Origin of the sequence: Saccharophagus degradans 2-40, assembly GCF_000013665.1 — a bacterium.
Taxonomy (GTDB): domain Bacteria; phylum Pseudomonadota; class Gammaproteobacteria; order Pseudomonadales; family Cellvibrionaceae; genus Saccharophagus; species Saccharophagus degradans.
On the sequence record NC_007912.1, the window covers coordinates 4,436,998 to 4,459,540 of the forward strand.

The 22,543-nt window shown below is 43.9% G+C and carries 21 protein-coding genes; 9 read left to right on the top strand and 12 right to left on the bottom strand.

Going from position 1 to position 22,543, the window contains the following annotated elements; genetic code table 11:
* Positions 1-20 precede the first annotated feature (20 nt).
* From SDE_RS18215 to SDE_RS18250, 8 genes are all read right to left on the bottom strand, one after another.
* Positions 21-644 (bottom strand): HAD family hydrolase, encoded by a 624-nt coding sequence (locus SDE_RS18215; protein ID WP_011469953.1) that lies wholly within the window; start codon positions 642-644, stop codon positions 21-23.
* Positions 637-1,518 carry an alpha/beta fold hydrolase gene (locus tag SDE_RS18220; RefSeq protein ID WP_011469954.1) on the bottom strand — a complete coding sequence of 294 codons (882 nt, stop codon included), beginning with the start codon at positions 1,516-1,518 and terminating at the stop codon, positions 637-639. The genes SDE_RS18215 and SDE_RS18220 overlap by 8 nt, the downstream gene beginning before the upstream one ends.
* Positions 1,511-3,184 (bottom strand): FAD-dependent oxidoreductase, encoded by a 1,674-nt coding sequence (locus tag SDE_RS18225; protein ID WP_011469955.1) that lies wholly within the window; start codon positions 3,182-3,184, stop codon positions 1,511-1,513. Before SDE_RS18225 ends, SDE_RS18220 begins: the two co-directional genes overlap by 8 nt.
* 11 nt (positions 3,185-3,195) lie before the next feature.
* Positions 3,196-3,951 carry an AfsA-related hotdog domain-containing protein gene (locus SDE_RS18230; RefSeq protein ID WP_011469956.1) on the bottom strand — a complete coding sequence of 252 codons (756 nt, stop codon included), beginning with the start codon at positions 3,949-3,951 and terminating at the stop codon, positions 3,196-3,198.
* Between the two features lie 54 nt (positions 3,952-4,005).
* Entirely contained in the window at positions 4,006-5,100 is a 1,095-nt protein-coding gene (locus SDE_RS18235) for an iron-containing redox enzyme family protein (protein WP_011469957.1), read from the bottom strand.
* Between the two features lie 75 nt (positions 5,101-5,175).
* Positions 5,176-6,174: an aldo/keto reductase gene (locus tag SDE_RS18240; RefSeq protein WP_011469958.1), complete on the bottom strand. Its 999-nt coding sequence runs from the start codon at positions 6,172-6,174 to the stop codon at positions 5,176-5,178.
* A gap of 235 nt (positions 6,175-6,409) precedes the next feature.
* Complete coding sequence (locus SDE_RS21595; protein WP_011469959.1) at positions 6,410-7,591, bottom strand: HlyD family secretion protein; 1,182 nt, start codon at positions 7,589-7,591, stop codon at positions 6,410-6,412.
* A 31-nt stretch (positions 7,592-7,622) separates the two neighbouring features.
* Positions 7,623-9,158 (bottom strand): DHA2 family efflux MFS transporter permease subunit, encoded by a 1,536-nt coding sequence (locus tag SDE_RS18250; RefSeq protein ID WP_158303895.1) that lies wholly within the window; start codon positions 9,156-9,158, stop codon positions 7,623-7,625.
* Positions 9,159-9,428: 270 nt separating this feature from the next.
* Between SDE_RS18250 and SDE_RS18255 the strand changes: the two genes are divergently transcribed.
* The 6 genes from SDE_RS18255 to SDE_RS18280 are packed head-to-tail and all read left to right on the top strand — an operon-like array spanning position 9,429 to position 15,901.
* Entirely contained in the window at positions 9,429-10,748 is a 1,320-nt protein-coding gene (locus SDE_RS18255) for a condensation domain-containing protein (protein ID WP_011469961.1), read from the top strand.
* 45 nt (positions 10,749-10,793) lie between these two features.
* Positions 10,794-11,057, top strand: coding sequence for an acyl carrier protein (locus SDE_RS18260; protein WP_011469962.1), 264 nt, complete (start codon positions 10,794-10,796; stop codon positions 11,055-11,057).
* 2 nt (positions 11,058-11,059) lie between these two features.
* Complete coding sequence (locus tag SDE_RS18265) at positions 11,060-12,631, top strand: amino acid adenylation domain-containing protein (protein ID WP_011469963.1); 1,572 nt, start codon at positions 11,060-11,062, stop codon at positions 12,629-12,631.
* The gene (locus SDE_RS18270) at positions 12,628-13,848 is read left to right on the top strand and encodes an acyl-CoA dehydrogenase family protein (protein ID WP_011469964.1); all 1,221 of its coding nucleotides are present in this window, start codon (positions 12,628-12,630) and stop codon (positions 13,846-13,848) included. The genes SDE_RS18265 and SDE_RS18270 overlap by 4 nt, the downstream gene beginning before the upstream one ends.
* Before the next feature lie 4 nt (positions 13,849-13,852).
* Positions 13,853-14,950 (top strand): acyl-CoA dehydrogenase family protein, encoded by a 1,098-nt coding sequence (locus SDE_RS18275; RefSeq protein ID WP_011469965.1) that lies wholly within the window; start codon positions 13,853-13,855, stop codon positions 14,948-14,950.
* Between the two features lie 30 nt (positions 14,951-14,980).
* Positions 14,981-15,901, top strand: coding sequence for a DMT family transporter (locus SDE_RS18280; RefSeq protein ID WP_011469966.1), 921 nt, complete (start codon positions 14,981-14,983; stop codon positions 15,899-15,901).
* Positions 15,902-15,980: 79 nt separating this feature from the next.
* On the opposite strand, the gene SDE_RS18285 is transcribed toward SDE_RS18280, so the two are convergent.
* Together SDE_RS18285 and SDE_RS18290 are read right to left on the bottom strand one after the other, a co-directional pair.
* Entirely contained in the window at positions 15,981-16,916 is a 936-nt protein-coding gene (locus SDE_RS18285) for a hypothetical protein (RefSeq protein ID WP_143710922.1), read from the bottom strand.
* An 8-nt stretch (positions 16,917-16,924) separates the two neighbouring features.
* On the bottom strand, positions 16,925-17,500 hold the full coding sequence (locus SDE_RS18290; protein ID WP_011469968.1) for an acyl-homoserine-lactone synthase: 576 nt from the start codon (positions 17,498-17,500) through the stop codon (positions 16,925-16,927).
* Between the two features lie 257 nt (positions 17,501-17,757).
* Between SDE_RS18290 and SDE_RS18295 the strand changes: the two genes are divergently transcribed.
* Entirely contained in the window at positions 17,758-18,696 is a 939-nt protein-coding gene (locus SDE_RS18295) for a hypothetical protein (RefSeq protein ID WP_011469969.1), read from the top strand.
* Here SDE_RS18295 and SDE_RS18300 read toward each other — a convergent pair.
* Both SDE_RS18300 and SDE_RS18305 read right to left on the bottom strand, forming a co-directional pair.
* Entirely contained in the window at positions 18,676-19,419 is a 744-nt protein-coding gene (locus tag SDE_RS18300; RefSeq protein ID WP_011469970.1) for a LuxR family transcriptional regulator, read from the bottom strand. The genes SDE_RS18295 and SDE_RS18300 overlap by 21 nt on opposite strands.
* 543 nt (positions 19,420-19,962) lie before the next feature.
* A complete protein-coding gene (locus tag SDE_RS18305) occupies positions 19,963-20,361 on the bottom strand; it encodes a RidA family protein (protein ID WP_011469971.1) in 399 nt (132 codons plus the stop codon).
* Between the two features lie 282 nt (positions 20,362-20,643).
* Between SDE_RS18305 and SDE_RS18310 the strand changes: the two genes are divergently transcribed.
* Together SDE_RS18310 and SDE_RS18315 are read left to right on the top strand one after the other, a co-directional pair.
* Complete coding sequence (locus SDE_RS18310) at positions 20,644-21,378, top strand: SDR family oxidoreductase (RefSeq protein ID WP_011469972.1); 735 nt, start codon at positions 20,644-20,646, stop codon at positions 21,376-21,378.
* 222 nt (positions 21,379-21,600) lie between these two features.
* Positions 21,601-22,524 (top strand): DMT family transporter, encoded by a 924-nt coding sequence (locus SDE_RS18315; RefSeq protein WP_011469973.1) that lies wholly within the window; start codon positions 21,601-21,603, stop codon positions 22,522-22,524.
* The last annotated feature ends 19 nt before the right edge of the window (positions 22,525-22,543 follow it).

Here is a 22,543-nt window from a genome sequence, read left to right on the forward strand (position 1 = left end):
CCAAATACTAGAACAGTGGCTTAATAAGCAGCCACTGGATCTATACGTACACCATTGCCCACTAACTTTAACATTGGCAGGTCACTATCGTCGTCGCCAAACGCCCAGCTAGCCGCCAAGTCTATATTATTGTCTAGCGCATAGCGCAGTATACGTGTGCGCTTGGTTTCGCCAATACAGGGGCTGCCGACAACCTCCCCCGTGTAAACACCATTAATCGTCTCTGGCGTAGTATGTAGCGCGGCATCGATATTAAAGCGTTTAATTAACGGGCGTAAAAGTGGAGCAAACGAACCTGTTACCAACACAATTCGGTAGCCTTCCGCTTGTAAGCGCTTAATTTCGGCCACTGTAGAGGCGATATAAAAATCGCCAGACTGCTCCATTTCTGCGTACCACTTCTCTGCAGCTTTTTCGACTTCCGCTTGCGATACGCCTTTGAATATTGAGAAATAATGACGATTAAGATCCGCTCGAGCTTCATCGGTGCTTAATTTAGCATATAAACGTTTTAGAAAAAGTGACAATGCAGTCACTTTAATGGTATCGGAAGTATTTAGCTCGAGGTACCGCGCAAAACTCACCATACTTTTTGTAGAAATAATGGTGCCATCCACATCGAAAAAAGCTGCTTTATTACCCATTTACATGCACCTCTTGTGACTCTTGTGATGAGGCAACCGCTGGCTTCGATACATTAGCGCTAGTAACGTTCGCTATAAATTGACCTACAACCACTTCAAAAGCTGTGGGTAAATCCACCTGTATTGCATGCCCTGCACCGGGGAAAGTAATAACATCTGCTTTTATTTTGTCGTCATTTAACAAGGTATCGTAGTAAGCGCTGTTAAGAAAACGATCGAATTCGCCTTTTAGCATTAAACAAGGTAGATCACTTTGTTTTAGCAATGCCACTTCATCCAATACCTTGCCCGCACCTAAGCCAGCACCAAGCTGCTCACGAAACTGAGGGTGGGTTGACTCAATTAATGTAACTAGCTCTTGTAGCTTATCGATTGACCCTGTTTGCACAAAGGCTTTGCCAAAGCGAGCGCACTCTTGCTCACTCAATTCACCTTTAAACAGCAAACCATCGGTTGGGTCTGCTAAAAAGGCATCACCCAAGCGAGACAATGCGATAGGTGGCGAAGACACAAGCACCAATCCAGCCGCATTAGAATGCGCTGGTAGCGACTCCAATAAAGCATGACCACCAAGACTTTGACCAATAAGCACATACTTATCAAAGCCAAAGCTATTTACTACATCAACGGTAAACTCGCCAAGCTGCTCAATAGTAACTTCAGTAACATCTTCGCGGTAGTAAGCAGATTCACCGTGCCCAGGAAAACTAACCGCGATAAGCCTGTAGGTATCTCCCACTTCGGATTGCAACAAATCGACATATGCGCTTGCTCCACTTGAGTTACCGTGAAAAATAAACACAGGTGTACCCACGCCGCGCGATTCAATAATTTCTGTGCGAATTCCGTTTATTTCTTTGACATACTTATTCATACATTGCCACCTGTTTTGTTTGGTTACCTATGTTTTTAATTTTCAAACCGCTTATGACTTGCTCACCTATAGCCTTTACATCGCTCAGCTTTCTAACCGCGAGGGTGATTCCATCTGGACGAACCACCTGCACCCATTCAGGGCTGGGTGTCTCTGCCTCTAAAAATGCAGGCAGGCGTAAAAACCGTTGCGGCATGTTAGTTTGCAATTGCACAACAGCGGATCCAGCTGCCTCTTTTTTGCCCCCACTCACAAACCAAACCTGCGCACCACTCATACCGTTTAAGGCACTAAACAGCGCCTGTACTCGCAGGCGTAGCTGTGGGTTACTCAACGCGTACTGATTAACAATAAATACCGGCCCAGCTAACGGGAACACGTCACCATTAGAGGGGGTTAACTTATTAGTGGCATGCAACACGACTGGATTTAATTTTCCCTCTGCCGCGAATACGTTTTGCTCGCTCACATCCACCCCCGTATGGGTCGCATTCACTGCATCTAACGTTAACTGCATAGCTAACCCCGAGTGAGCGCTAGGCAACACCTTCTTAAGAAAGGTGCGATTTACAAAACGTGGTGCTATTAATTGTATTAATCGACTGGTGTTATCTGGTTTACAAATTAGCTGGGTGGAAGTATCAGAGCTAGCTGCTGCCTCCTGAATTGCAGGTAACCGCTCCAATTGATAAGTATCGAGTAGCTGCGCATCCGACTGCCCGGTAATAACCGCAGCCAATTTCCAACCAAGATTAAAGGCATCTTGCATTCCGGTATTCATACCGGTACCGCCTATAGGGCTGAAAAGGTGCGCGGCATCGCCCGCTAAAAAGCATCTATTTTTATGTATGTTTTGCGCAACCCGGTTATAAAATGGTGCGCGCGATATCCAAGCTGGGGCCCCCAGCTTAAATCGCTTGCCAAAATATCTAGCCAGTACGGCATTCATATCTTCTACACTTGGCGGCTCATCGGGCACAGCACCAGAGAACTTAACCACTACCCGCCAGCGCCCTTTAGCAATTGGCACAAGAATAAAAAAAGTATCGGGGTACACAAAATATTGCACTTCGTGTTTACCAAATGGGAAATCAATATCGAAATCCCCTAGGGTAAAATGCATGTCGTAGTCGAAACCATCAAAGGCAATATCTAAATGCTTACGCACAACACTGTGTTTGCCATCACACCCCACCACATAATCATAGTGCTGCGTTTGCAATTCACCTGCTGGCGATTCGATTTCAACACTTACACCACTAGCGGTGTCTGTAATGTTTGCAACTCTGTGGCACCACTTTACGCGCACATCCACGTGTAATAGCGCGCTAATCAATTCAGTTTCGGTAACCGCTTGCGGCTGGGTTACAAGGGACTGGATAGCCCCCCGTACATGCGCGAAATTAACCGAGCTATAGCGCGCATTTTGCCAGTGCAAATTTAAACGCGAGATTGACATGCCCCGCTCGCCAACTGGGGTACGGACGCCAATAAGCTTCAGCCCGTACTGACTACTTACGTTCAGGGCAAGGCCTTTACTATCGGAAGTAGGCCCAGCTTTTCTGTCGACAATATCAAACGCTACTCCTCGGCGAGCCAGATCGTTAGCCAACGTTAACCCCGTAGGACCGGCACCAACAATTAACACCTTGCGCTGAACATTCATAGCTACACCACCTAAGCAATATCGAGCCGCTGCTCTAGCGCTTCATCTACTCTGCGACAAAGCTCTTTCACAGCTGTTTGCGATTTTTTACTTTCTATTTTGTTTAGCAAGCGCGAGTTACACAGGGTTACATCTAAGCTAATGCTGCCAATATCCACTCCGCACTGAATGACGGTAGAAGTTACCACCACAGTGATACTTTTGGCCGATACCTTTAGCTCTTTAATAACCGTGTTAAGTGAAGCAGGGAGCGGAAACAAGTAGCCGTCGAAGCGTGAATCAAACCGATCTAACACCAAGCCAAAAGACTCGCTAGAATTGCGACAGTATTCGTATTCTAATACTGCAATTGTTGCCTGACGCGCAGCTTCCATTAGCAACATTGCACCTACATGTTGGCCGGTTACGTGGTCGGACAATCTATCTATTTTGTCGGTTAAACTTAAATCGAACGCATAATTAAGCTTACCTAAACGTCGCGGTTCGGTAATAAGCACATTTTCTTCCGCGTGCTTATGGGTATCCGCCAACGTAGCAACCGGAGAGAAAGAATACACTTTATCTACGCTTCTATTTTTCAAGGAAGTTTCAATAAATTCTCTGTCTGTATAGCCAATACCTTGGCCAAATATAAAACTCGCGTTTTCTCCCGGCCAGGTTTTATCGTCTACCATTTCTTTATACAACTCAGAAACGGTAAATACATTTGGTTGTTGAGAAAACTTAGCGTAATCATCCCCAACAATTACATAGTAGTTCGCATTCATATTTGTGTGTTCCTATACCAGATCAATTGGTAAACGCGTCAATAAATGCGCCTATTAGTTAATATCAAGAGCAAAGGTTTTGGCCATATGCTCGCAATAGTCCATAGATGTATTCATACGTAACATAGAACCGAAGAATACTTCCTCGCGCGCTTCTACCGATTGCGCAACTGTCGGGCGTATTGCGTTCGTCAACCAGCCATTACCGTGGCGCGCATCAATAGAAATGTGAGTTTGGTGATACTCTGACGCTTCATCGGATAAACCTAAACGTTTGAAACCGCGTACTAAGTGAGAAAATCGGAAGGGCGAGATAATTTCTACGGTACCCAATGCACCCAAGCCAATATTTAAGTTCTTGCGGTGTAGTACGGAATAAAGCAATGTATTACCACAAGCCAACGCCTGCCACGAAGCACGCTCGAGTACATCTGCAAACGTTTCTCCGTCACGATAAATATCTAGCTCGCTGTACAATCGAGAGAACAATTCTGTGTGTACATCCTCTGGAACGCCGTTACCCATTTCATCCCAAAAGTTACTTGCCAACTCCATTTTGATACCGGGGGTTTTAATACCCACTTGCATCAATGCGATCAAGTCGTCGAAACGCGGGTCAATCGTTACCTCTTGCGAAAAGAAGTAAGACATTTCTTCTTTTTTACTTTCGTCGGCAAGGTACTGAAACAGAGGATGATTTGAGGAAGGGTGCTTAAGCACATACTGCTTCAACCACTTACTAAAGGCTTTAGGCTCTGTAGGAATATCTTCTTGTGGCATACGTTTTTTCTCAAACGCTAACCATGCCGATTCGAGCTTAGCCATCACTTCCATTAACGTGGGGTCATACTGCGGCGCTTTTGCAAACGCGTTAATTTGATAATCGTAAATAGTGTTTAGTGACTTGTGCAGCTCGAAAGCCATATCTGGGTTGGCAGGGCCTTCGAAGCGCTCTACCACTACCTTAAGAAGCTGGTCTAAATGCTCTTTTTCTGCTGGATTATTTTGCAATGAATCAAAAGGGTTAGGTCTATCTAGCAATTGCATAATGGCATGCGAAAGCGTTTGACTGTCTTCCAAGGTAATATTGATTTCTACACTTGGGTCTAAGCTGTCAACCAACGATGGTGATAATTCTTCAATGTTCATGATCTCTCCTTAAAGATGAATAATGTAAATTTAATAAATATTTAGGTTTAATCTAACGATACTTTTTAGGCAGTATTAGGCGGATGACTTTTCAAGTATTTTTTGCGGGTAGCGCGAGCCGACAACAGCATCTGGCGAGAAAATAGTATTAAGCTCTTCGACTACGTTCGGTTCTAACGAAAGTAATCTTGAGTCAAAATTATTTTGTAAGTACTTGGGGGTTTTGGAACCAGGGATAATATGAACGTTAGGTGCTTTAGCTAGAACCCACGCCAGCGCCACTTGCGATACTGGCGCCTGCAATCGCTCGGCAACGCCTTTTAGCTTTTCCACCAACTGCATATTGGAATCAATATTGTCTTCGCTAAAACGAGGCAAGCGCTTTCTAAAATCTAGGTCGTCACTTACGCCCGCCATAAAGCTTTTATCTATGCTACCGCTTAAAAAGCCGCGCCCTAAGGGACTAAATGCTACGAATGCCACACCAAGCTCAACACAAAGAGGCAATACACCTAGCTCGGAATCACGCGACCAAAGCGATAATTCACTTTGCACTGCAGCCACAGGGTGAATTTGATGTGCTTTTGCAAGTTGATCTTCCGACACTTCACACAGGCCAATATTTTTAATCTTTCCTTCTTTTACAAGCGCTTTAAGCGTGCCAATGCTTTCTTCCAACTCTATTGCTGGGTCCAAGCGGTGTAGGTAGTAAAGGTCAATATATTCAGTATTCAATCGCTTTAAAGATGCTTCACATGCAGCGCGAATGTATTGTTCGGTGCTGTTAACCGATACGTTATATTTATCATTCACATCTCTAACAATACCGCCCTTAGTACTGATAAATAGCTCTTCACGGTTAATATTTTCTTGGTTTATAAACTTGCCAACCAATGTTTCGTTGTGGCCGAACCCGTACATGTCTGCTGTATCGAAATGTCGGTAACCTAGGTTGAAGGCTTCATTCAATGTTTGTAATGAGGTTGCTTCGTCCGCCGCGCCGTAAAATTCGCTCATACCCATGCAGCCTAAACCCACCGCTGGGACTTCTCTGTTACCCAATAATCTAAACATAATGATTGCTCTACTCGTTAAGTGACTTTTGAATGTATATATTCAGTAAAGCAAGAATAAGCATTTTTATTAGCGTATATAAGTTGGCATATGTTACAGGGCGTATAATCAATTATTTGCAGGCATGAGGTTGTTATTATTTTTGTTTGTGGTAGTTGTTTTTTAATATGGACGTTATTTTTTGGAAAAAAAAGAGCGCTAAAGCGCTCTTTGAAAAAACATAATACTGCTTATATCAGCGGGTAAATACTTTTACATTCGCAGAGGCTCCTATTCTAAATATTGCGCCCTTGTCTTCTGCAATTGATATTTTTACCGGCATTCTTTTTACCACCTTGGTGAAATTTCCTGTGGCGTTTTCTGGCGGTAAAACACTAAATGTGGAACCACTACCACTAGATATACTCTCTAAATACCCCTCGAATACTATTTCTGGGTAGGTATCTATCGTAAATTCAACCTTTTGCCCTTTTTGCATTTTACCTACCTGCGTTTCTTTAAAGTTTGCCTGTATCCAGGGATTATCTTGGCAGGAAACAATACTCGCAATAGGCTGCCCTATCTCAATGTAGTCACCACTAGATATTCGTCGATTAGTAATAAAACCCGACCTTTTTGCCAGAATATTGGTTCGCTTTAAATTAAGAGCCGCCAAATCGTATTCAGCTTGCGCCACATTCACACGGGCCAAGGCGGTATCTACTTTGGCTTTTGCACTTTTTAGCTGGCTATCTTTAGTTGTCTCCAACGCTTCTAAATTTTTGTTCGCTAAATATACGTTATTTGTTTCTACGTCACGCAAACTTGTTAAACGGTTTATTTTAGATTCTATAGATGAGTGCATGGCCTGCTTGGATTCAAACTGGCGCTTGGCGTTTTTGTAATCTGTCTCAGATACCATTTGCTGCTTATATAGCCGACTTATTTGATTGAAGTTTTCTTCCAAGAAGGTCATATCTTTTTTAGACGCGATTAACTCCTGACGCGCCTCCTCGATGGAGGAATCCATAGAATCAACAATAGACTGTGCCGATTGCTTTGAAGATTTAGCCCTTTCTATATTGGTATCCAACTCAACCATTATGGTTTTAAGGTTGTTTTGAGCATCAATGTAGCTTGCCTGCTCGATAGCTAATGCGGCCTCAGACCGCTTTAGCTCGGAAACAAATAAGCTATCTTCTATTTTTACAGCCAAACCCGTTTTTTCTATCCACTGATCATCGGTAAAAGTAATAGTATCTATTACACCGTTTACTTCAGATACCACATCAATAAGATCGCATTGCACCGTTGCATTATCGGTGGACTCAACATTGCGCGTAGCGTAGCTCCACGAACTAATAGTGAGAACCACAACAAAGATAACAAGCCCAACTTGATAACGATGATCGGAAAGTAATGGATTCAAATATTTCATAAGTCTCATATCCTAGTGACTAACAAATCAATTAAGCAACTTGCTGCTGTTTTTTAAGTGAAATAAAAGCAGAGATAATTAGCATCGCTATAAATCCTACTGTTATAAGTTGAAATAAGTTCATATAGGTTATCGAGAGCACTTGCTCGGTTACCCTACCATTTAGTGCGCGGTAAGCTTTTTCCAGCGCGTGCAACTGGCTACTTGTTTCAGAGTAATAAAACTCAACAACACCACCAAAGCGCTTATATAAAACAGTGCTAGATAAAGTCACGTTGTGGCGAAGCAGCTCCCATGTGCGCAGCTCGTAATGGGTTATCAAGCTGGCAAACACCGCAATACCAAGTGTGCTGCCCAATAAGCGGGTGGTAGATTCCAAAGCAGCAGCAGCTGGCATGGTTGCCTTGGGAATACTGATAAGCGCAGCAGTGGTAACCGGCCCCAAAATAAAGGCTGCCCCTAAGCCCTGAATGATTTGCGGCAAAATCATATCGTGCCAACCGGTTTCGAAAGTAAAGCCGGCCATCATCACCCCACTACCAATCCCTAATACCAACCCAGTTGTAATAAGCAGGCGCATGGGAACACGATTAAATAGCCACCCCACAAGGGGAAAAGCCAACATCATTACCAACGCTCGCGGCGCCATGGTGGTGCCCGCTTGTGTTGGCGAAAAACCTAGCAGCTCTTGCATGTAAATAGGCAAAACGAACAGCGTGCCAGTAATCATGAAAGCAGCGAGAAAGTTCAAGCTGTTCGCCGCAGTAAAGGTTTTATGCTTCAGCACTTTGAGGTCTAGAAGAGGTTGCTTGATGGTAAGGGAGTGGGCACAAAGCATTGCCCAAGAAGCGAGTGCAACCACAAGTAGTACTACATTTTGAGTATCTTCAAACCAGTAGGTGCGATCGCCACGCTCAAGCAACCACACGGTACCCACAACGCCAAATAGCAGCCATAAAATACCTGGGGCATCGAATGTGCGCTTAGGGGTGTCTGCACCGATTGGATCATCGATCAAATAATGCCTAACCATTACAAAGCTGATAATGCCAATAGGAATATTCACGATAAATATAAAGTGCCAGCTGAACTGATCGATAAGAATACCGCCCAACATGGGGCCAAATGCTGGGCCACACATAATGGACGTACCGTAAAGCCCCATAACCAGGCCGTGCTGCACCGGCGGGAAGGTTCTGCGCAAAATCACGCCTTCCACCGGCAGAAGAATACCTGCTCCCAAACCTTGAATAACGCGATATAAAATTAATTGCTCCAGAGACGTCGCCATAGCACACAGCGCTGAGCCGATAACAAACAACACCAAACCCGCTTGGTATACCCGCTTACTACCTAGGCGATCTACAAACCAGCCAGATAAAAACATGCACATCATAGATGCGATCGCGTAGCTGGTGCTTACCCAGCTAACCTCAGCCACAGTGGCTGAAAATACTCCGCGAAGGTTTGGCGTAGCCACATAAAGGATAAAAGTGTCGAGCGATGACATAACTCCGCCCATCGAAACCGATAGCGCTACTGCCCACTTGTTATGAGTACTTTCCACTTGAATACAACCTAAATTAGCCTGCGACATTGAAACCAAGCAATCAACCCGCTTGGCAATATATACAGCCACCAGTTGCAGTAAAAATAGCGGCTATACGTTAACGCCACGCATAGTACTCAAGCCACCTAGCCTTTCTAACCTGTCACATTTGACACAAGCCAAAAATTTACACGCTATCCACGCTCACGCTAACATGATCGAAAAGTAGGAAATGAAATTATTTTCTAAATACAAACACCACGTAGACATCTTGTCAGGCAGGAATTTATGTCCGTAAGCAACAAATCAAACACTGTAATTCGAGCCCTTGGTTCGATTGAAACTCGCATGGCGCTATTTCATGGAAACTTAAATGGCTCAACTCAGGGCACACAAACCATCGATTTCGAAGCCGACATAGATGCGTCTACTTTTTACGAAGCTGTGAACGCGCTTTACAAAAAGTATGTTCCCCTGCGCTGCACAATAAAGCGTGAAGAAAACGAACTATACTTTTACCGCGATGCCGATTTAAACCGAATAGACGTTAACTATATTGAGGTTAATACCATTCAAGAGAAGGACAAGATTGTACGTCTCGCCTTAGATGACAAAATAGAAGCCAGTATTAGCCTGTGGAAAATAAGTTTGGTTAAGTTAAAGGACCAAGCAAGCTATACGCTTATATTTTCTGCACATCACGCAATAATTGACGCGAATGGCATGCACCACATTGCGCAATCTTTCTTCGATTTTATTGCCAGTAAAATTACAGGCATCCATTACTTCGACGATACAGAAGTAGATTTACCGCTAGCAGTTGATGCACTACTAAGGGAACAAACCTTTGCCCCCAAAACAGAACACACCATCGCTAGAGATTTTGATACAGCGTGCCCATTAGAAAGCAGAAGCACCCACTGGCAACAACTAAAGCTAGACACTGTTTTTATGGGTAAGCTAAATACACAGCTAGCGAAAGACAATATTAAATTCCACTCTATTGTGTCGGCCGCTATGTGTATAGCCATGCAAAAAACACAATTTATTCAAACACCTTTCCCTTTCGGTACAGCCGTTAGCCTACGGTTTTTGCAAGATTCGCAACCCAGCTATTTCAACCCGCTTGGTTGTTATATGTCTATTGCATCGAATTTAATTGAAGGTAGTGAACTGGATGTAACGCAGCTTGCCATTAAATACGACCGCGCATTGATGCACAAAATAATGACAACCTGCCTAACCAAGAGCCCGATAGATATTAACCAAGTAGATGCCGGCACCAAACAAATAGCAACGCTACATTCTTTTGCACAAGGGGTAGGCATTACCAATATGGGCGATATAAATATCCGCTCGCCCCACCCAAGTGTATTACTGACGGATTACACAATGCTCGCAAATCGCGTGGCAGGCAACTTCTCTATTGTTGCGCACTGCTACGCATTTAATAACGTCCAAACAGTTTCGCTGGTGTACCCACACCCCATACTTGCCGGCGAGCACGTAAAAGAAGTAGTAAACGAAATGCGACTACTACTAGAAGACTATTGCGCGCAAGCAAATACCAACAACAGCCTACACAATACACCAACAGTACCAGCCTAGCTGTTAGCCAATTTCACCCCAACATAATCATCACAAGGAAATACAATGACCAATTTAACCATCACACAAATTGAAGAAAAGCTATGCGCGATTATTGCCGACGTTAAGCGTATTGCAAGTAACGACGTTAGCTTAAATGCAAACGACGATTTTATTAATAAATACCACCTTACCAGCATGGATGCCGTTTCACTAAGCGTGCGCATCAGCGAAGATTTTGGGTTTGGGTTTGGCCAAGAAGCAGAAGATATTGACGGCCTGGCTTCATTTGGATCTTTAACACAACTTATTCAAAAGCGAGTAGCGTAACCATGCAAACACTGGCCCAACGCATTATTCACTGGGCCGCAGTACAGCCAGAAAAACTGGCTGTAGACGACGGCACCCAAGCGATAACCTATAAAGAATTAGCGCATCAAGCAGGCTCTCTCGCGGCACGTTTGCAAAGCAACGGCGTGACTAGCGGCGACCGCGTAGTACTTCTTTTACCCAAAAGCACAACTGCAGTATGCGCTATTATAGCTGTGCTCTCGCTGGGTGCTGCGTATATTCCAGCAGACCCAGATGCGCCCAAGCAGCGCTTGCAAAGCATTGTAGATGACAGCGAACCCAAAGCGATTATTTGCAGCAACCATACCGCTGATTGGTTTAATACCCTGTGCACTATAAATATTGACGCGAGTATTGATGCTTTTACTGACAACGCACAAGCGCACTTAACCTCGCTTGAAGGTAATGCAGAGCACGACGCCTATATACTTTATACTTCTGGGTCTACAGGTGTACCTAACGGCGTACGCATTAGCCATCGCGCTATGTTGGCATTTTTCCAAGCAGTTAACACCTACATGGGGGTTAATCAACAATCGCGCTGCATGAATACATCTGCACTGTATTTTGATGTCTCTATCGCAGATTTACTTTTGCCCCTTTACATGGGCGCCTCCGTTTGGCTAGGACCTACTGTACCTTTACCGTTTAGATTTATAGGCTTAATAACCAACCAGAAAATAACTCACTTTTGCGCCGTGGGCTCAACACTTACCATGCTGGCCGCGCTGCCAAATTTCGACAAAAATAACTGGCCACACTTACAAACCATTATGACCGGTGCCGAGGTATTAAACCCCAACACCATTAACGCCTGGCTAAATTGCAGCCCTAACGCTACCGTTTTAAATGGCTACGGCCCCACCGAAACCACCTGTGTTTGCACGCTGTTTCAAATAAATCACGAAAATATTCACCAGTACTCGAGCTTCCCTATAGGTGTACCACTGCCATTAGTGGATGCCATTATTGAAATAAATAGTGATAAAAATAGTGATGAAAAAAGCGATGAACCTGGTATAGGTGAACTGTGCATTGGCGGCCCACAAGTAATGAATGGTTACCTTAATCGAGAGCTTTTAAATGACGCTCGACTTACGCGAATTAACCACGCCACATATTACCGCACCGGCGACAAAGTGCGCCGCGACCACAATGGTAATTTAATATTTTTGGGCCGAATAGATGATCAGGTAAAAGTAAATAGTTATCGCGTGGACCTAGGCGATATAGCTGAACCCTTTCGCAGCCAAAGTATTGTTCAAGATGCCGTTGCGCTGGTAGTTAAGCACACTACTTATGGCGAGTGCCTTGCTGTGGTTGTTAAAACACGTAACGAAGGCGAAAACCTAGAAAGCTTGCTAAACCAAGCAGCACAGGCCCTACCGCACTATATGCGCCCTGCGCTTATTGCCAGCATAGACGCAATGCCGTTAAGCCCCAGCGGTAAAGTTAACGCTAAAAAAGTGCGCGCATTGGCTAACCAACACTTTCTAGAATGCAACGAACGCTATAGCCATATTTCAGCTCACATAGAGGAGCACGCCCTATGAGCAAAACAGCGGATGTGGCAGCACCCTCACAACAGATGCATGCACAGCAAAAAGAGGCAAGTAACACGGATTTGCTGAGCGAGTTTCTTAACCTATGCGATCAGAATAAGGCTAACACTTACGATATCGATTTTTTTAAAACGGTATTTAAGCTCTGCAGGCCCGAAACAACGTCTGAGTTTAGCTATTACGCCGAGCTTGAAGAGCATATCGCCTATATAGAGTCGTTTGCGGCCAGCGAGCTTATTTCCAACCAGCTAAATTTTGTTGCACCGCTCTTAGAGCTAACGGCAACAATGGGTAACCCACATAGCTCACTTAATCCACACAACTCACATAACCCACATAACCCACATAGCAACACGGTAAACTCAAAACTAGCTCAACAGCTACTTAGCAGTATTCGCCAAGGCGATATGCTTTTTAGTCGCGTTTTAACTATTCCTGAGCAAGCAAAAAACTCTACGCAAGCGCCGTTTGGTGTAAGCGCTAGCGAGAATAAAAATGGCTGGCTGCTGAATGGGGCGTTAAGCGTCGTACTATTTAATAAGGCCGTTAGCCACCATTTAGTGCTCGCCACACTGCCCAATAACAATACATTAGTTACCTACCTGCCGACTCAAACCGCGGGTATTACAACCGCAGAGCACGCACAACTTGGTGCCCCCAAAGCAAACAACTCCCAATTTGAAATAGCTAACCTCAGATTACAAAACGTATTGGTAAACAATGGTGCAATTGGCGAGATAAATACACAGTCTATTTTGGACCTTGTTGCGCGCAGCCGAATAATGACTGCCATACGCCACAATCAATACACGCGAATGTGTTTAGACAAGTTAATTTTATTTTTAAAGTCACGCATTTCTAACGGTGACCCGCTAATTAATCAGCAGGTTATTCAACATAGATTAGCAAAACTTGAGGCTCGATTAAGTAGTAGCTGCGCGCTTAGTCGCTATAGTTTACAACAGATGGCGGCAGGCAAAGATACCCAAGCGCTTGCCAGTGCATGTAAATTGCTCGCTAGCGAGTTACTTGTGTACGCATCGAAACAAGCACTTCATTTAGGTGGTATTACCCACTTCCAAAAAAATAAGCCAATAGCGAATAGTTACACAGAAGCCAATTGGGCTAATTTTTTCCTAGAGCCTAAGGACTTGTTACTTCGCAACATTCTAGACACAAGCGTTTCTGAGCGCCACCAAAAGGCTTAGCCATATGAAAATACAAGACCACGCATTCGCAGCCGATTTACAAAATTGGATTAACGAGCACCTTTCGCCTTACACACCTACAAGTAAAGCCGAAAAACTTGTGTCTATTCACTCGCTGGTACGGGAGCTAGCGCAGAGCAATTTACTTACCCGCGGCTGGCCGGCCCCCTACGGCGACAACGATATACGCAAACAATTGTACCTACATTTTTCGCTCGCACGCCAAGCTCTCGGCGCTGTGGGCTTATGCTTGGCCTCACACATAGACATTGGTACGCGCGGCTTGCTAGATAAAGGCTCGCCTGAGCTAATTGATAAATGGTTGCCAAAAGCATTAACCGGTGACGCTATTTTTTCTCTCGCGATGACAGAACCAGATGCCGGAAGCGATTTACAGGGCATTCAATTTACCGCCAATAAAAGTGAAGAGGGCTGGATACTAAACGGGGTAAAACGCGGTATTACCAACTTGCCTTTTGCCGACGCAGCCCTTGTACTTGCACGCACCAACCCCAGCCGCAGCCCATTTAGCTATTCTTTATTTCTAGTGCCCATTGAAACGGCCGGCATTACCCGCGAGCAAGCAGTGCCCACATTGGCCTATCACGGCTGCCTAGGAGGAATAAGCGCAAAAGATGCCGTTATTCCCCTCGACAACCTCGTTGGGCCATTTGGCGCAGGACTTATGTTATTAATGAAGCACTTAGAAACCGAGCGGCTATTTGTAAGTGCACGCATGCTAGGCATAAGCACTTATTTAATTGAAGAATTAATACTGCACACTCGCAATTCCCCACAATGCGCATTGCAAGCCGATAATGTCGCGAGGTTAAAAATGCAACTAATGGCTTTTGAAGCCTATTTTGAAACTTGTGTTAATGCATTTGAAGAAGGCGAACTTAGCGCAAAGGATTCTGCCGCGCTAAAATATATGGGCAGCAGCTTGCTAAAATCCGCTAGTAACACCCTAGCAGACTACAGCGGCGCGCAGGGTTATTTACGCGGCACCCCAGCAATTCGCTTTACAACAGAAGCAATGGGGCTTGCACTGGCAGGCGGAAGCGAAGAAATAATGCTCTCAATAATTGGCAATACCCTTTAAAATACGCGCAAATAATTATCAGGTTTTTTAATGAAAGCTTTAACAGTATTGCCCAGCGATAAACAACGCTTGCTGGGCATTGCCGCTGCCTGCGCAGTCGTCGCCATTTGGTCTGGCTGGATAGTTTCGTCCCGCTGGGGGCTCAATAGCAATATTGCAGCAATCGATCTAACCTGGCTGCGCTTTACCACTGCCGCACTCGTCACATTACCACTAGCCATAAAATACAACTGGCGGCATCTACCGCTTGGCAAGGCCCTAGTTGTAGCTTTTGGGTGTGGGTTTCCCTATGTGCTGTTTGCCTACCTCGGCTTGCAATTTACACCATCGGCAAATGCTAGCGTGCTTATTAATGGCTTATTACCGGTGGTTACCAGCTTACTAGGCTATTTTTTTCTTAGTGGAAAAATGACAAAACCATTGCTCGCACTGGTAGCCATTGCATGTATATCCAATATTATTATTGCCAGTAGCGGTGCACAATTTAGCGTAAAGTACCTAACAGGTATTGGCTTTTTACTTAGTGCTACGCTCGTTTTAGCTACTTATATGGTGGCCGTAAAAGCATGGAATATTTCTATGCATGAAATAATGGTATGGGTACCTATTATTAACGCATTGTGTGTTACACCTTTTTGGTTTGTTTTTTCTGATGGGCTTAGCGCACTACACACTATTCCCACTACCGATTTACTATTTCACATAGTCTATCAAGGGGTAATAGTTAGCGTAGCCGCATTATTTTTATTTTCTTATGCAATAAAATGTATTGGCGCACTATCTGCCAGCTTATTTATGGCATTTGTACCCACCACCACCGCACTGCTAGCTTTTATCTCCATTAACGAACAACCTACCAGCGGCCAGTGGATAGCCATTACACTATGTACCCTTGGGCTAGTTGGGTATAACTTTTATTCCCGCAAAGAAGAGAAATCAACCAGCAAATAGCTGATTAATATGAAGACAAAGATGGGCAAAAGATGGGTGAGAAGGCGCAAAGCTATACCGCGCAAGTTTAATACTTCTACTACATTGCACCAGTAACCGTGCTGTCGGAAGTATTATTAATTAACACAACGCGACTGCCATTACCTAGCGGCGCACTGGAAACAAGCTTCCAGTTGCTGAAATCTAGTTCACCACTTTTTAGTGGTTCGCCTATCTCTAGCGACTGCTCACTGGGGCACCCACTTACTACATGATGAACAATCTCATCCACTAGCCCAGCTTGCATCAAGCAATTTAATTCTGTCATATCGCAAAAAATACACACACTACAGGCAGACGTTTTTACTAATTGGCTAAACCTGTGCTGTAAATTTTTAATCTCACCTGCATGTATTTCTACGTCACCCAAAGCTGTTGAGCCCATACTCTCAATAAAAGTGGGTAAGTCCGCTGCGCCTGTACTGCACCACACGGCAGCATTTACTGTTAGCAATTGTTTTAAATAGCTTTTAAAGCCTATATCGGTTTCTATTTGCGCAAGACCAGCGCGCCCACCATTTAAATTTGCCGCACTTACACAGGTAACCCACGGACGATTCAATATGTGCGCCTGTACCGCGCCGCGAGAAATGCGTGCACTTACGGTAGATTGCTCTAGGTATTCAACGCTGCAGGTTTGCTTAGCTAGCCATGCCGACCACTGGTTACATTGGTGAACAGCACTAAAACCACAGCCTATGACTATTTTTTGCAATTGAATGGAATCTAATACAGCGGTAAGTTTTTGCACATCTATAAATGACGCAGCGGGCTCTACACTTATAAAAAGCGTCTGAGCCACTGCACCATAACTATCTAGTGCTTTAAGCAGGGTTTCTTTTTGCTTACCCAAGATGTAACTGTCTTTTACAAGCAAAGTATTATTTTTATCAAATAAAGCCCAGGCTAAAATGGCACGACCTAGCCCGCAACTTTTATCGTTAATTACCTGTAAAATTCCATTCTCTAAATTCAATTGCACTCCTAGCATTGATACATGCGCTCACTCGCTTCAATATCTATCCATAACGCAACTGTACGCTCAACGCCAACCTGCATTACTTTACCCTCTCCCATACGGCGAACTGCCATACCACCGCGCTTAAGAATACGCTCACAGGCGAGGGTTGTAACTGTAACGTATTTTTTAATACCTTTCATTTTTGCAAACTGAATAAAGGTATCAAATAGATCCATTGTAATATCACTCATGTAAGCGCTACTCGCACCTTGACCTTTACGCACCGCGAATCGACTTATCTCCCATACATCCTCTTGCTCGGGTACATCTTCACCTTGTAGCAGTTCCTGAAAAACGGATTTAAGCATGTAGTCACCCTTGGTTGGTAAAGCTCGCCAACAGCCAACTACACCACCATCTTGGGGTTTAACGGCTATATGATAAGGGCCCAAATCGTCAAAGCGATCGCGTTCTTTGCCATCTGTAGAAGTTATATCCCATCCTAGGCGCTCAATAAAAGTTTCATGCCTAATACGGAAGATATCGTTGACTATTGATTGGTTATTAACGTTTTCTTGCGCAAACACTACTTGTTTCATTTTTTTCGTCCACTTGAGTTAAGTTGACGAAAACTATATTTTTTGGTGTAGCGCAGGGTTAGCTGTCACATAGAACAGATAACTTTTATTCTTTAATTATCAATAACTTACATGAAAATATCGCGCACTGTAAGATATTACAGGTAGTGCGTATTAGGCTATTGGCATAACCTTGATTCTCATTGCCACTCCCTTATTAACAGGCATTCCCACCGAACCACCGGGCTGCCTGCACTTACTGCTGCGTAGAGCTAACCATGACACCTGAAGACTTTAAAACATTAGAAACCGCTGCCGAAAACCATGGCGCTACCATTTCTAACGACACGGCCATAACGTGGGGGTTAGCGAGTGATGCAGAGATTTTGCACTGCGGTGCGCAAATAGCAGGCGGTGATACCAGCACATTGCAAGTCGCACTGCAAAAGCATGCGCACAGTGCCACTAAGCTCTACCTTTCTGCCGAGCCACACCCCGCAATTATTGATATAAACAGCTTAATATTAAATTTAGATGCTACCGCATTAGACAAATGCATTATTAAGGCATCCCTACCTGCACCATTAAAAAACCAACATTGGCAGCAGTGGGAAGGAAGAAATGAAGAGAAAGTTATTAGCTTGGCTCGCCCGCAAACCTACTCTCACAGCAGAAACATAGCTCACATATTAAGCAAACCCACCCCCTGGAACACGTGCATTAGCAGCGCCAGTGTAAGCGGAAACAGTATCGCGCTGGTGGACACGCAGAAAGAATACGGTGTAGTACCCGAAATAATTTGCAGAACTTTACAGTATCGAGCAGTGCTTTACTCACAGTCTCAATACGAACTTATAGATTTACTGCCGGCGAAAAATAATTGCGGCGAGTTAATCGAATATATCTGCATTGATAACTTAGCAAGCTTTTTTAATGTACTGCGCTACTGCAAAATAAATCGCTATTTGCACACGTTAACCATTTGCGACATGGCTGACTTAGCACACCTAACAAAACTTAATCTGGCCGACGAGATAGTTCATCACTTGATAACCAATACTCAGGGCGAACCTCAAACAGCCAGCAAGGTTACTCTAAACAATGAACTAGATTTGCAACATTGGCAGGTACTTAAAACAGATATCACTGGCCCCTGCTGTCGCATGACACTAGGCAGGCGCCAATCAACCAGCCCCTTACAGAGTGGGCTTAATTAAACCACTAAGAATTGCCTTAGCAACCGCATGCTGACGATTAACCGCCCCAAGCTTTGACGTAGCACTAGAGAGATGAAAAATAACGGTGCGCTCACTTACATCAAGTATTTTGGATATCTCCCATGTGGTTTTACCTTCACAGGCCCAAAACAAACTTTCTTTCTCGCGAGCAGTAAGGTGGGTTTGCTTATTTTGCGCAAGCTTTAACATTAAAGCAGAGTAACATTCAAACACTTGCGTTCCGAATGATTGTGCAAAAGGTAAACACGCGTTAATGCGTTGATTCAAGCCCTCTTCGCGATTGCTGGCCAAGCTAAATATAGCTATCTCGCCACTAGGGGCTTTTATGGGAATAGATAACCCGTCACACAAACCGGATTCTGAAGCGCGAATCATTATTTTTTCGCCTATTGCATCTACATAGTGCTCTAGATCCATTAATTGGCGCCAGCGAATTGCAGATGTATTTTGCATGCAGTAGCGCACTACAGGATCGTGCCGCTGCATTCCCTCTTCAAAATAGTTTTTAAACCATTCATCTGGATAGTTACTTATTGTAGATATTGTAGGGCTACTAAGCGAAGAGGCACTAGAAATAATGCCAAAAATATAGAACTCAAACCCCACCAACTCACAAAACTTAAGGCATAGTTCCTTTAGCGTTTCCTCATCGGTTGCTTCACATAATGCAGAACACAACTCTGCGTAATCTAATTGCTCCATTTTTCCATTCCATTAGAAGTTCGTTAAATTAAATAAGACGGCAACATTATATTTAGCATTTTTACCACCCGCTTTACTGATGGAAAGAATCTAATAATTAAGTACTACTAATAAACTTCAAGTTTAATAATGCACTTTTATTACAAATTCTCTTTAAGCATACTTTTAATTGTCAAATTAAATATTTGCATCTACCAATTAAAAGCAGGCGCCATTTATACCTACTTGAGATAAATATGTATATGGGAAAGGGTAACTATATATCACAAAAACGTGAATAAATTGAAAAACATTACCTCAATTAAACATGGATAACACTATGTATGCACAGGAGATTAAAATTGGTAAAAACAACAGAAGAAAATGACGTGGCGAACAACTTAAAGAATACTACGCCATCAACTACTAGGGGATAAATAGTGCGCTTAACAAGCGCACAGAAAAACCAAAATAGAATATTGAAGAGAGTAATTTGAAAAGAAGAGGAGTAATTACTTAGCTACTTCGTATGTAGATTACAGCATTGCTTGTCGCGGTATACTGCTAGTCAACAAAGGCGACAGCTTCTATTTCCACCTTGCCCTTTGAATCAAACAATTGCTTCACATCAATAATAGTCATGGAGGGAAACCCTTCACCGAAGCGAGCGTGCCACGCAACAGCTATTTCAGTTTTGCGTCGATGATACTCTGGGAAATCAGTTATAAATACTTTCATTTTTGCAATATTCTTTGCTCCCCCTCCTGCTGCCTCAACAACCTTAAGCACATTATCTAGGCAAGATGAAAACTGATTAACAAGATCATCGCTTTCCAATACGCCGTGCACGTTGCCAGACAACTGACCAGATATAAACATCATGCGCTTTCCTTCTGGCACGATCACGCCGTGGGTATACCCGCTGGGGTTATGGCGAGTTGGCGGGTTTATCATTTCGAACATTTTTAAATCCTAGGACGACAGTTACAAACAAGATGCTTAGAACATCCATGAATGCACAGTGTGCAAACCAAGCTTTCAAGTGAATAGCTGTAATAAGTTATAGGATGGCATATGGACAAAAAAGCGATAAGGTGTGAGCGTAAATACAACTATTAGCGCTCCCCTTTACAAAAAGAGCAGCTTATTTATTAAACACTTTTACTTTGAACCATTAAGAGCGACAAATTGAGCGCTTAATTACACGTTAGATATAAATTAACTCGCAACAAATAGGAAACACCCATGGCATCTTTCGATTTTACTCAATCCACTATTTTGGTTACAGGCGCATCACGAGGCCTTGGTTTAGGGTTTGTTAAAACCCTAGCCGCTCGCCAAACCAAGCGACTATACGCCGGTTGCCGCACTCAAGCTGGTGTAGATGAGCTAAACGCACTTAATCTAGCCAATGTTACTCCCGTAGTACTCGATGTAACCAATCAAGAAAACATCACTGCATTTACGAATAGCATTGATGAACTCGACGTAGTCATCAATAACGCCGGTATCGCATCTGCTTGTGGTTACACTACAGAAGGTGCACTAGAGACAGCAAAACAAGAAATGGATGTACACTATATTTCTGTACTCAATTTACTTACCAACTTACTTCCTCTAATTAAAGCGTCCAAACAAGCTGGGGTTATCAATATTTCTTCTATTGCAGCACTCAGTAACTTTAAAGCTATGGGCACTTACTCTGCATCTAAATCTGCTTTGCGCTTTTTAACTCAAGGCTTGCGCGCAGAGCTTGCTGCAGACGGTGTATTTGTACAGGGTGTCTACCCAGGTCCTTTTGATACTCGCTTAGCCGCGGGTTACGATGGCCCTAAGCCCTCGCCGGAAGAAATCGCTAATATTGTGCTTGACTCGTTCGGTGACAGAATTGAAGACGTTTACCCCGACGGCTTCTCTAAGGCTATGCAAGAAACCTTCCTCGAAAGCCCCGATAAGCTAGCCGCTATATTTTCTGAGTAATATTTACGTATTTTGCTGTTTATCTCAGTTTATTTCATTACCTATTAACGCTATATCAAAAAGCATGTGCCGCAGTAAGCCTCGGCACATGCCCCACCTCTTTCGTTCTTCATATTTTCACACCTTGACTCAACTACACTTGACGGTAGAAACTATTTTACCTCTGCACAAAGCTTTATACTGCGCCCCTGCTGTAGCCCTACTTCACTTTAAGAGCAACCTATGCGTCAAGCACTACTCCGCCTTTCGGTTAACCACACCAAGCTACTTGGTGTATTAGCTGCGTTCACCATGATGTTAATTTGGTCTGGCTGGATTGTCTCTTCACGCCAAGGGCTAACCACCACGCTTTCGCCGCTAGACATAACCTGGATGCGCTTTGTTGTTGCGAGCCTTGTTACCCTGCCTATTGCACTCAGTTATCACTGGCGAACTTTTCCGGTGCGAAAAGCGTGTTTTATAGCACTTAGCTACGGCGCCCCCTACGCTTGGCCTGCCTACCTAGGCTTAATAATTACACCAAGCGCCAATGCGAGCGTTATTATTAACGGCGGTTTACCGGTGGCCACTAGCTTAATTGCTGTATTCTTTTTTGGGGCGCGCGTAACCAAGGGGGTAATACTGCTAATTGGTTTTATATTTCTCGCCAATATTTTAACGTTTATGGATGCAGAGTTATTTAACCGTCGCTATTTTATTGGCGTAAGCCTACTGGCTGTAGCCACTGTATCACTCGCCATTTACATGGCCGCGGTTAAAGCGTGGGAAGTATCGGTAAAAGATATTATGGTGTGGGTGCCGCTCATTAATACAGCAGTTATGACGCCAATCTGGCTAGTATTTTCCGATGGACTAACAAGCTTCACCAGCTTGCCCGTTAACGAATTACTTTTTCATGTAATTTATCAAGGTGTGATTGTAAGCGTGGTAGCGCTGTTTTTATTTTCCTTTGCCATACGCGCTATTGGTGCGGTAGCTAGCAGCGTACTAATGGCATTTGTACCCTCGGTGACTGCCGTATTGGCATTGCTATTTAATAATGAAGTGCCAAATAGCCTACAATGGCTAGGCATTGCCTGCTGCAGTATTGGGCTAATAATTTACAGCAGCTGGGATGTATTTAGAAAAAAATTACGCGCCCCATAAACAGGTAGGTATCAAAACT

Bases quoted from the DNA above. Each gene is read 5' to 3' on its own strand.
- SDE_RS18215 (WP_011469953.1), bottom strand. From the start codon at position 644: ATGGGTAATAAAGCAGCTTTTTTCGATGTGGATGGCACCATTATTTCT.
- SDE_RS18220 (WP_011469954.1), bottom strand. From the start codon at position 1,518: ATGAATAAGTATGTCAAAGAAATAAACGGAATTCGCACAGAAATTATT.
- SDE_RS18225 (WP_011469955.1), bottom strand. From the start codon at position 3,184: ATGAATGTTCAGCGCAAGGTGTTAATTGTTGGTGCCGGTCCTACGGGG.
- SDE_RS18230 (WP_011469956.1), bottom strand. From the start codon at position 3,951: ATGAATGCGAACTACTATGTAATTGTTGGGGATGATTACGCTAAGTTT.
- SDE_RS18235 (WP_011469957.1), bottom strand. From the start codon at position 5,100: ATGAACATTGAAGAATTATCACCATCGTTGGTTGACAGCTTAGACCCA.
- SDE_RS18240 (WP_011469958.1), bottom strand. From the start codon at position 6,174: ATGTTTAGATTATTGGGTAACAGAGAAGTCCCAGCGGTGGGTTTAGGC.
- SDE_RS21595 (WP_011469959.1), bottom strand. From the start codon at position 7,591: ATGAAATATTTGAATCCATTACTTTCCGATCATCGTTATCAAGTTGGG.
- SDE_RS18255 (WP_011469961.1), top strand. From the start codon at position 9,429: ATGTCCGTAAGCAACAAATCAAACACTGTAATTCGAGCCCTTGGTTCG.
- SDE_RS18260 (WP_011469962.1), top strand. From the start codon at position 10,794: ATGACCAATTTAACCATCACACAAATTGAAGAAAAGCTATGCGCGATT.
- SDE_RS18265 (WP_011469963.1), top strand. From the start codon at position 11,060: ATGCAAACACTGGCCCAACGCATTATTCACTGGGCCGCAGTACAGCCA.
- SDE_RS18270 (WP_011469964.1), top strand. From the start codon at position 12,628: ATGAGCAAAACAGCGGATGTGGCAGCACCCTCACAACAGATGCATGCA.
- SDE_RS18275 (WP_011469965.1), top strand. From the start codon at position 13,853: ATGAAAATACAAGACCACGCATTCGCAGCCGATTTACAAAATTGGATT.
- SDE_RS18280 (WP_011469966.1), top strand. From the start codon at position 14,981: ATGAAAGCTTTAACAGTATTGCCCAGCGATAAACAACGCTTGCTGGGC.
- SDE_RS18290 (WP_011469968.1), bottom strand. From the start codon at position 17,500: ATGAAACAAGTAGTGTTTGCGCAAGAAAACGTTAATAACCAATCAATA.
- SDE_RS18295 (WP_011469969.1), top strand. From the start codon at position 17,758: ATGACACCTGAAGACTTTAAAACATTAGAAACCGCTGCCGAAAACCAT.
- SDE_RS18300 (WP_011469970.1), bottom strand. From the start codon at position 19,419: ATGGAGCAATTAGATTACGCAGAGTTGTGTTCTGCATTATGTGAAGCA.
- SDE_RS18305 (WP_011469971.1), bottom strand. From the start codon at position 20,361: ATGTTCGAAATGATAAACCCGCCAACTCGCCATAACCCCAGCGGGTAT.
- SDE_RS18310 (WP_011469972.1), top strand. From the start codon at position 20,644: ATGGCATCTTTCGATTTTACTCAATCCACTATTTTGGTTACAGGCGCA.
- SDE_RS18315 (WP_011469973.1), top strand. From the start codon at position 21,601: ATGCGTCAAGCACTACTCCGCCTTTCGGTTAACCACACCAAGCTACTT.